General features: G+C 70.4%; 7 protein-coding genes. 3 read left to right on the top strand and 4 right to left on the bottom strand.

The window, feature by feature from the left end; genetic code table 11:
* The first annotated feature begins 102 nt into the window (after positions 1-102).
* Positions 103-561, top strand: a complete 459-nt coding sequence (locus tag K6I34_RS25925; protein ID WP_229329045.1) for an Rv3235 family protein — start codon at positions 103-105, stop codon at positions 559-561.
* 98 nt (positions 562-659) lie between these two features.
* Here K6I34_RS25925 and secA read toward each other — a convergent pair whose 3' ends face one another.
* Positions 660-3476: a preprotein translocase subunit SecA gene (secA, locus tag K6I34_RS25920; protein ID WP_229329044.1), complete on the bottom strand. Its 2817-nt coding sequence runs from the start codon at positions 3474-3476 to the stop codon at positions 660-662.
* A 282-nt stretch (positions 3477-3758) separates the two neighbouring features.
* Here secA and K6I34_RS25915 point away from each other — a divergent pair, with 282 nt between their 5' ends.
* Positions 3759-4367: a GNAT family N-acetyltransferase gene (locus tag K6I34_RS25915; RefSeq protein WP_229329042.1), complete on the top strand. Its 609-nt coding sequence runs from the start codon at positions 3759-3761 to the stop codon at positions 4365-4367.
* 127 nt (positions 4368-4494) lie between these two features.
* Positions 4495-5724, top strand: a complete 1230-nt coding sequence (locus K6I34_RS25910) for a winged helix-turn-helix domain-containing protein (protein WP_374231014.1) — start codon at positions 4495-4497, stop codon at positions 5722-5724.
* 124 nt (positions 5725-5848) lie between these two features.
* Here the strand turns inward: K6I34_RS25910 and K6I34_RS25905 are convergent, their stop codons facing one another.
* From K6I34_RS25905 to K6I34_RS25895, 3 genes are all read right to left on the bottom strand, one after another.
* Entirely contained in the window at positions 5849-6592 is a 744-nt protein-coding gene (locus tag K6I34_RS25905; RefSeq protein WP_229329032.1) for a response regulator transcription factor, read from the bottom strand.
* Between the two features lie 248 nt (positions 6593-6840).
* Positions 6841-7530, bottom strand: a complete 690-nt coding sequence (gene hpf / locus K6I34_RS25900) for a ribosome hibernation-promoting factor, HPF/YfiA family (RefSeq protein WP_229329030.1) — start codon at positions 7528-7530, stop codon at positions 6841-6843.
* Positions 7531-7788: 258 nt separating this feature from the next.
* Positions 7789-8269: ComF family protein (locus tag K6I34_RS25895; protein ID WP_374231013.1), on the bottom strand; the 481-nt coding region annotated here is incomplete at its 5' end.

The raw sequence follows: 8269 nt of genomic DNA, 5'->3' as shown, positions 1-8269 counted from the left end.
GCATGGCGATCGCCCCCGCGAGCCCGCCGGTAGAAGATCATCCACAGCCGAGGGGGCACGCCCGGTCACGTACCGGGCCCGGGCATCACGGGGGCGATCGCCATGCAGCGCACCATCACCGGCACCACCGGACCGGGCAGGGCCGCCGGGAGGACGGCCAGGACCGGGCCGCCCCGGCGCACCGACGCCAGGCGGCCCCAGCCGGGCGCGGCGGCGCGGCACCGGGAGCGCGAGCGGGTGACGCGCTACTGGTTCGCCGAGCGGTTACTGCTCGCCCTCAGCGGCCAGCGCCCCGTCCACTGGATGATCGGGCACACCCTGGCGGACGCCTACGAGCGGCTCGCCGCGCTGGCCCAGGGGACACCGCTGCGGCCCCCGCCGCCGGGCCGCGCCCCGTTCGTCTGGCGCTGCGACGAGTTCCGGCCGCGGCCCGGCGTCATCGAGGCGTTCGCCCGGATCGCCTCCGGGGACCGCGTCCAGGCACTCGCCTTCCGGCTGGAGCAGGGCCCGGACGAGCGGTGGCGGTGCGCGGCGGTCGAGCTGGGCGGGGACCGGGCGTGAGCAGCAGCACGGGAAGCGGGAACGCGCGAGGCGGGGCGCGCACCGTCGATGGGTGCGCACCCCGCCTCGCGGCAGCCGAGGGCTGTTGCTTCCCGCTGTTACTTCTTGCGGCGGCGGCCACCGCTGTTCTTCTGCGCCTTGCGGCGCTCCGCACGGGTCATGCCGTCGGCCTCGGAACGGGTCGGGCCCTCGCCGCTCGCGAAGTCGCCCTCGACGACACTGCCCTCACCGTCGACCTTGGGGGCCGTGAAGTGCAGGCGGTCGGGGCGCTGCGGGGCCTCCAGGCCCTTGGCGCGGATCTCCGGACGGGCGGCGGCGGGCACGGCGTCCTGGATCTTCTCCAGGGCCGGGGCCTCCTCCTGGACGGGGACCTCCTCCAGCTGCTGGTCGACCTGGACCTCCAGGTTGAACAGATAGCCGACGGACTCCTCCTTGATGCCCTCCATCATGGCGGTGAACATGTCGAAGCCCTCGCGCTGGTACTCGACCAGGGGGTCCTTCTGGGCCATGGCGCGCAGGCCGATGCCCTCCTGGAGGTAGTCCATCTCGTAGAGGTGCTCGCGCCACTTGCGGTCCAGCACGGACAGCACCACGCGGCGCTCCAGCTCGCGCATGATGTCGGAGCCGAGCTGCTCCTCGCGGGCCGCGTACTGGTCGTGGATGTCGTCCTTGACGGACTCGGCGATGAACTCGGCGGTGATGCCCGCGCGGTCGCCCGCGGCGTCCTCCAGCTCCTCGATGGTGACCTTCACCGGGTAGAGCTGCTTGAACGCGCCCCACAGGCGCTCCAGGTCCCACTCCTCGGCGAAGCCCTCGACGGTCTCCTGACGGATGTAGTCGTCGATGGTGTCGTCCATGAAGTGCTTGATCTGCTCCTGCAGGTCCTCGCCCTCCAGGACACGGCGGCGCTCGCCGTAGATGACCTCGCGCTGCCGGTTGAGGACCTCGTCGTACTTGAGGACGTTCTTGCGGGTCTCGAAGTTCTGCTGCTCGACCTGGGACTGCGCGGACGCGATGGCCCGGGTGACCATCTTGTTCTCGATCGGCACGTCGTCGGGGACGTTGGCCATGGCCATCACACGCTCGACCATCTGGGCCTTGAACAGGCGCATCAGGTCGTCGCCCAGCGACAGGTAGAAACGGGACTCGCCCGGGTCGCCCTGACGGCCGGAACGGCCACGGAGCTGGTTGTCGATACGGCGGGACTCGTGCCGCTCGGTGCCCAGGACGTAGAGCCCGCCGAGGTCCTTGACCTCCTCGTTCTCCGCCTTGACCGCGGCCTCGGCACGCTCCAGGGCGGCGGGCAGCGCGGCCGCCCACTCCTCGACGTGCTCCACCGGGTCCAGACCCCGCTGCCGGAGCTCCGCCTCGGCGAGGTCGTCGGGGTTGCCGCCGAGCTTGATGTCCGTACCGCGGCCGGCCATGTTGGTCGCGACGGTGACGGCGCCCTTGCGGCCCGCCTGCGCGACGATCTGCGCCTCGCGCTCGTGGTACTTGGCGTTGAGGACCTCGTGCTGGATGCCGCGCTTGGCGAGCTGCTGCGAGAGGTACTCCGACTTCTCGACGGAAGTGGTGCCGACGAGGATCGGCTGACCCTTCTCGTGCTTCTCCGCGATGTCCTGGACGACCGCGTCGAACTTGGCGACCTCGGTGCGGTAGATCAGGTCCGACTGGTCCTTGCGGACCATCGGCTTGTTCGTCGGGATCGGGACGACGCCGAGCTTGTAGATCTGGTGGAACTCGGCGGCCTCGGTCATCGCCGTACCGGTCATGCCGGAGAGCGTGCTGTAGAGACGGAAGAAGTTCTGCAGGGTGATGGTGGCGAGCGTCTGGTTCTCGTCCTTGATCTCCACCCCTTCCTTCGCCTCGATGGCCTGGTGCATGCCCTCGTTGTAGCGGCGGCCGGCGAGGATACGGCCGGTGTGCTCGTCGACGATCATGACCTCGCCGTCCATGACGACGTAGTCCTTGTCGCGCTTGAACAGCTCCTTCGCCTTGATGGCGTTGTTCAGGTAGCCGACGAGGGGGGTGTTGACCGACTCGTAGAGGTTGTCGATGCCCAGCCAGTCCTCGACCTTGGTGACACCGGCCTCGTGGATGGCGACCGTGCGCTTCTTCTCGTCGACCTCGTAGTCGCCGGTCTCCTCGACGCCCTTCTGCGGGTTGGCGGGCTCGCCCTTCTTCAGCCGGGTGACCAGCTTGGCGAAGTCGCCGTACCACTTGGTGGCCTGGTCCGCCGGGCCGGAGATGATCAGCGGCGTACGGGCCTCGTCGACGAGGATGGAGTCGACCTCGTCGACCACCGCGAAGTTGTGCCCGCGCTGCACCAGCTCGTCCTGCGACCAGGCCATGTTGTCGCGCAGGTAGTCGAAGCCGAACTCGTTGTTCGTGCCGTAGGTGATGTCGCAGCCGTACTGCTCGCGGCGCTGCGCCGGGGTCATGTTGGCGAGGATGCAGCCGACCGACAGGCCCAGGAAACGGTGCACCCGGCCCATCAGCTCGGAGTCGCGCTCCGCCAGATAGTCGTTGACCGTGATCAGGTGGACACCCTTGCCCGAGAGGGCGTTCAGATACGCGGGGAGCGTGCCGACGAGGGTCTTGCCCTCACCGGTCTTCATCTCCGCGACATAGCCCATGTGCAGGGCCGCGCCGCCCATCAACTGGACGTCGTAGTGCCGCTGGCCGAGGACGCGCTTGGCGGCCTCGCGGACCGTCGCGAAGGCCTCGGGCATCAGGTCGTCCAGGCTCTCGCCCTCGGCGTAGCGCTGCTTGTACTCCTCGGTGAGGGCCCGCAGCTCGGCGTCGGAGAGGCCCACGAAGTCCTCTTCGATGGAATTGACCTGGTCCGCGATGCGGTGCAGCTTGCGCAGGATCTTGCCTTCTCCTGCACGCATGATCTTGCCGAAGACGGACACGTAGGCTGACTCCTTGCCGGTCGGGCCTGGCACTGTGGCTGCCCCCGCTGCCGGGCAGGGGGAGGGTGCGCGGGCACGACGGGACAGTCCCCGCCGCAACGGCCATCGTAAGCGAGGACCCCACCGCGCCGGGAGGTCCGTCAGGGCCTGAGCCGGGCATCACCCTCACGGTGAACGAATGGGACGGAACAAAGGTGCCGGGGCGTGTGACATTTCTCCACGATCATCGTCAACGGTGAAAAACACTCGCCAGAGGATGCGCACACCGCTCACACTCCGCCCATGGAACCCGTACAGCTGACCACCGGGCGCCTGACGCTGCGCCCTTTCACCTCCTCCGACGTGGAGGCCGTGCGCGCCGCCTGCCAGGACCCGGACATCCCGCGCTGGACCAGCGTCCCCTCCCCCTACACCCGAGAGGACGCCAGGACGTTCCTGGAGGAGGTCTGCCCGGCGGGCTGGCGCGGGGACACCATGTACACGTGGGGCGTGTTCACCCGGCCCGAAGGCCACGAAGACCGGGCAGAGCTGCTGGTGGGGTCGATGTGCCTGGTACGGCTCGCCTTGCAGCCGCCCGCGCGCCAGGCGGAGCTCGGGTACTGGACCGCCAAGGAGCAGCGCGGCCGCGGCTACACCGCGGAGGCCGCGCGCGAAGTGGTCCGCTGGGCGTTCGAGGAGCTGGGCGTGGAGCGGATGGAGTGGGTCGCCGAGGCCGGGAACGAGGGCTCACGCGCGGTCGCGCTGAAGGTGGGCTTCCGGATGGAGGGCACGCTGCGGGCGAAGGTCCCGTACGCGGGCACCCGCCGTGACGCGTGGACCGGCTCCCTGCTGCCGTCGGACCTCGGTCTGCCGTCCGCCACGCCCTACCTGCCGTTTCCCGAACGGGCCTGAGCCGGCCCGGTTCCGGCGGATCCGCCGGATCCGCCGGAACCGCTGGAACCGCTGGAACCGCTGGAACCGACTGAACTGACCTGCTGGATCAGGGGGTGTTGTCAGTGGCGGGTCCTAGGGTGGCGGCATGGTCTCCCGAGTGACAACTGCCGCTGCCGCCAAGGGCCCTCGCCCCGTCCACCAGCTGTCCGCGGACGAGGCGCGCCGCATCGCACTGCGGGCCCAGGGCCTGCTCGGGACGCCGGACCGGCGGGCGGGGGTGCGCGGCGTGCTGCGGCACCTGGGCGCGGTGCAGCTGGACACCATCTCGGTCCTGGCCCGCTCGCACGAGCTGGTGCCCTACGCCCGGCTCGGCGCGGTCGGCCGGGGCGCGGTCGAGTCCGCGTACTGGACGCCGCGGCCGGCGGGGAGCTCCGCTCCGGGCGAGCCACCGCACAGCTTCGAGTACTGGTCGCACGCGGCGTGCATCCTGCCGATCGAGGAATGGCCGCTGTTCGCGTTCCGGCGGCGGGCGTTCCGGGCGCGCGGCCACCGCTGGCACATCATGAAGGACCCGGACCGCTCGTGCGCCGCCGTCCGCGACCGGCTCACGGCGGACGGCCCGCTCACGGCCACCGAGCTGGGCGGCGCCAAGAACGGCGGCCCGTGGTGGGACTGGTCCGAGACGAAGATCGCCGTGGAGTGGCTGCTCGACACCGGCGAGGTCGTCTGCACGGAGCGCCGCGGCTGGAAGCGGGTGTACGACCTGGCGGAGCGCGCCGTCCCCGGCGAGCTGTTCCACGACGAGCTGGACGACGCCGAGTGCACACGCCGTCTGGTGGCCCAGGCGGGCGCGGCGATGGGCGTCGCCACCCGGGCGGACCTCGCGGACTACCACCGCCTCAAGGGCGAGCAGGTGGACGCGGTGCTCGAGGACACGGGGCTGGTGCCGGTCGAGGTCGCCGGATGGTCCAGACCCGCGTGGGCGGACCCCGCCGCGCTGGCGGACGGGGCACGGGGTCGGCACCGTACGACGCTGCTCTCGCCGTTCGACTCGCTGATCTGGGACCGGCCGCGCACGGAGCGGATCTTCGGTTTCACGCACCGGCTGGAGGCGTACGTGCCGAAGCCGAAACGGGTGCACGGCTATTTCGCGATGCCGCTGCTGACGGGCGGGCGACTGGCCGGGCGGGTGGACCCGGCCCGCGAGGGCAGCACGCTGGTCGCCCGTCAGGTATCGCTCGACGGCGCGAAGGCGGTGGCCCCCATGGCGCAGGCGCTGCGGGAGGCGGCGGAGTGGGTGGGGTGCGACGCGGTGCGTATCGAGCGGTGCGATGACGCTCCGCTGGGTGCGGCGCTGCGCGCCGCGTTGGCTTGAGCGGGGGCTTCACCCCCGGGCCCCCGGCGCCTACCGGGGTGCCTCGTAGCCCGGTGCGCGACTGCGGGGTCCGCTGTGGCCGACCGCGCAGTTCCCCGCGCCCCTTGCGGGGGCGCGGGGTTGCCTAGCGGATCTCCAGGATCTTCTCCCGCATCGCGTACACCACCGCTTCCATCCTGGAGTGGAGCTGGAGCTTCTCCAGGATGTTGCGGACGTGGTTCTTCACCGTGTTCTCGCTGATGAACAACTCCTTGGCGATGTCGCGGTTGTTCATCCCGGTGGCGACCAGCTTGAGCACCTCGAGCTCGCGGTCGGTGAGCCGGGGCGCGGGCACCAGGCGGCGCTCGTCGGTGCGCTGGATCATCGACTTGAACTCGGTGAGCAGCTTGGAGGCCATCGACGGGCTGATCTGCGACTGCCCGTCGGCGACGGCGCGGATGGCCGTGGCCACCTCGTCGGTGGAGATCTCCTTGAGGAGATAGCCGGTGGCCCCCGCCTTGATGGCGTCGTAGAGGTCGGCTTCCTCGTCGCTGATGGTCAGCATGATGATCTTCGCGCTGGGGGCGACCTCCTTGATGGAGGTGCAGGCCTCGATGCCGCCGCGCTTGGGCATCCGCACGTCCATCAGCACGATGTCCGGCAGCAGATCGGCGGCCTTGTCCACGGCCTCGGCCCCGTCGCCGGCCTCGCCGACGACCTGGATGTCCTCCTCCTGGGCGAGGACGATCTCCAGGCCCCGGCGGAAGAGCGCGTGGTCGTCCACCACCAGGACCCGGATGGGCTCCTCGCGGGTGCCGCCCCGGTCCGCGCAGACGGCCTCGTCGTCGTCCTCGCCGGGCACGAGTACGGGCCCGAACCTGTCCGCCATTGTTCCTCCCCCTGAAGACCCCTGAAGGCCCAGAGCCCCTCGCGGTTGCACTTCGCTGCGCCGTCCCAACCGGTTTCGGCGGGCCGGTCGTTGGCCGCCGCCCCGCCATGATTTCATGCCGAGCGCGCGGGCGGTGCTCCCGCCGTCGCACAGAGTGCCCAGGGAGCGCACGGGCGCTCCTTGGGCACCTTCGTGGTGGCTACGACGCGGATCGCGAGGGCCCCCGGGCGTGTCCCGGGCTCCTCGGGTCAGCCGCCGAGCGCTCCGCCCGCCCCGCCGGGCTCCGCTTCGAACAGCGGGTCGGCGTTGAGGCGGATGACGCCGTAGTCGTAGGCGTGCCGTCGGTAGACGACACTGGGCAGCTTGGTCTCGGAGTCGACGAACAGATAGAAGTCGTGGCCGACCAACTCCATTTCGTAGAGCGCCTGGTCGAGCGGCATGGGTGCCGCTGTGTGCGTCTTCTCGCGGACCACCAGGGGGCCTTCGCCCTGGATCTCCAGTGATCCCATGCGGGTGACGGGAACTCCGTCCATGGCCTGCTCCGCGGTCAGTTCACCGCTGTCGTTGAGCTCCGCGGCGTTGGGGACGGCGACCGCCACCTCGCTCGCGGGAATGCGTCCGTTGCCCCTGCGGGTGTGACGCTTGTCGTTCTGCTTGCGGAGCCGCGCCTCGAGCTTGGCCGTGGCCAGGTCCAGCGCGGCGTACGGGTCGGTCGCCGCCGCCTCCGCCCGGATCACCGGGCCGCGGGAGCGCAGAGTGATCTCCACGCGGTCGGAGCGGTCGGCTTGCCTGGGGTTCAGTTCTTTGGACACCTCCACGTCGAGGCTGATCGCCTTGCCGTCGAGCTTCTGGATCTTGTCCAGCTTCAGCTTCTCGGCCACGTGCTTGCGAAAGCGCTCGGGCACCTCGGTCTTGCGGCCTTTGACGACGATGTCCACGCAGAACTCCGTTCCCGGATCGCCCCGCCGAAGGTGCGGAGCGCATCCCTCTTGCAACAAGCTCCGGGGATTTCCGGAGCCACCGACTCGGCGGTTTCACCTCCTCCTCCCCCGCCGACAAGATCTACACCCCATCGGCTCCCAGCTTCTTCAAGCTTTGTCGAAAGCGCGCGAAACGCGCCATCCGGAGATCTGAGGCATAGCTCCTGCCATTCCTCACAACCGAACATATCTCGCCCGGACGTCTGTCGGTAGCCCCTACCGAGGCGTACCCCCATTCAGGTGTTTCCCGGCCGTTTCCATCAGGAACGAGTGGCGTTCCCCGGCAGTTCCGCTTTTCTTGGGGGCGCGTTCGAGGGGCGCACGCTCCACGGCGGCGACCACGGCGGCCCCGAGCAGCAGGCCACCCGCTCCGGAGACAGCGCGCGCAGCCTCGGTCAGTGACGCCCCGGTCGTCAACAGGTCGTCCACCAGCACCACCGGCCTCACTACCCCCTTCTTGCGCAGCAGCCTCTCCCCTCCCTTGACTACCCCCAGCGCCTCGAACACATTCGCCTGCCGCTGCCGGGCACCGAGCCCCGCCTGGTCGGCGACGAACCTGCGCTGCCGCAGCACCGCCGCCGTACGGACGGGCAGCCCGGAGCGGCGCAGCAGGCGCGCGGCGGCAAGGGCGATCCGCAGCCCGGGATCGTGCCCACGGGCGGCGACAGCACGCCGGGCGGAGGGCACGGGCACGAGA

It is taken from the genome of Streptomyces sp. UNOC14_S4 (assembly GCF_020740835.1).
Taxonomy (GTDB): Bacteria; Actinomycetota; Actinomycetes; order Streptomycetales; family Streptomycetaceae; genus Streptomyces.
The sequence above is the reverse complement of the archived record's forward strand: the minus strand, read 5'-3'. Positions and strand labels throughout refer to the sequence as shown.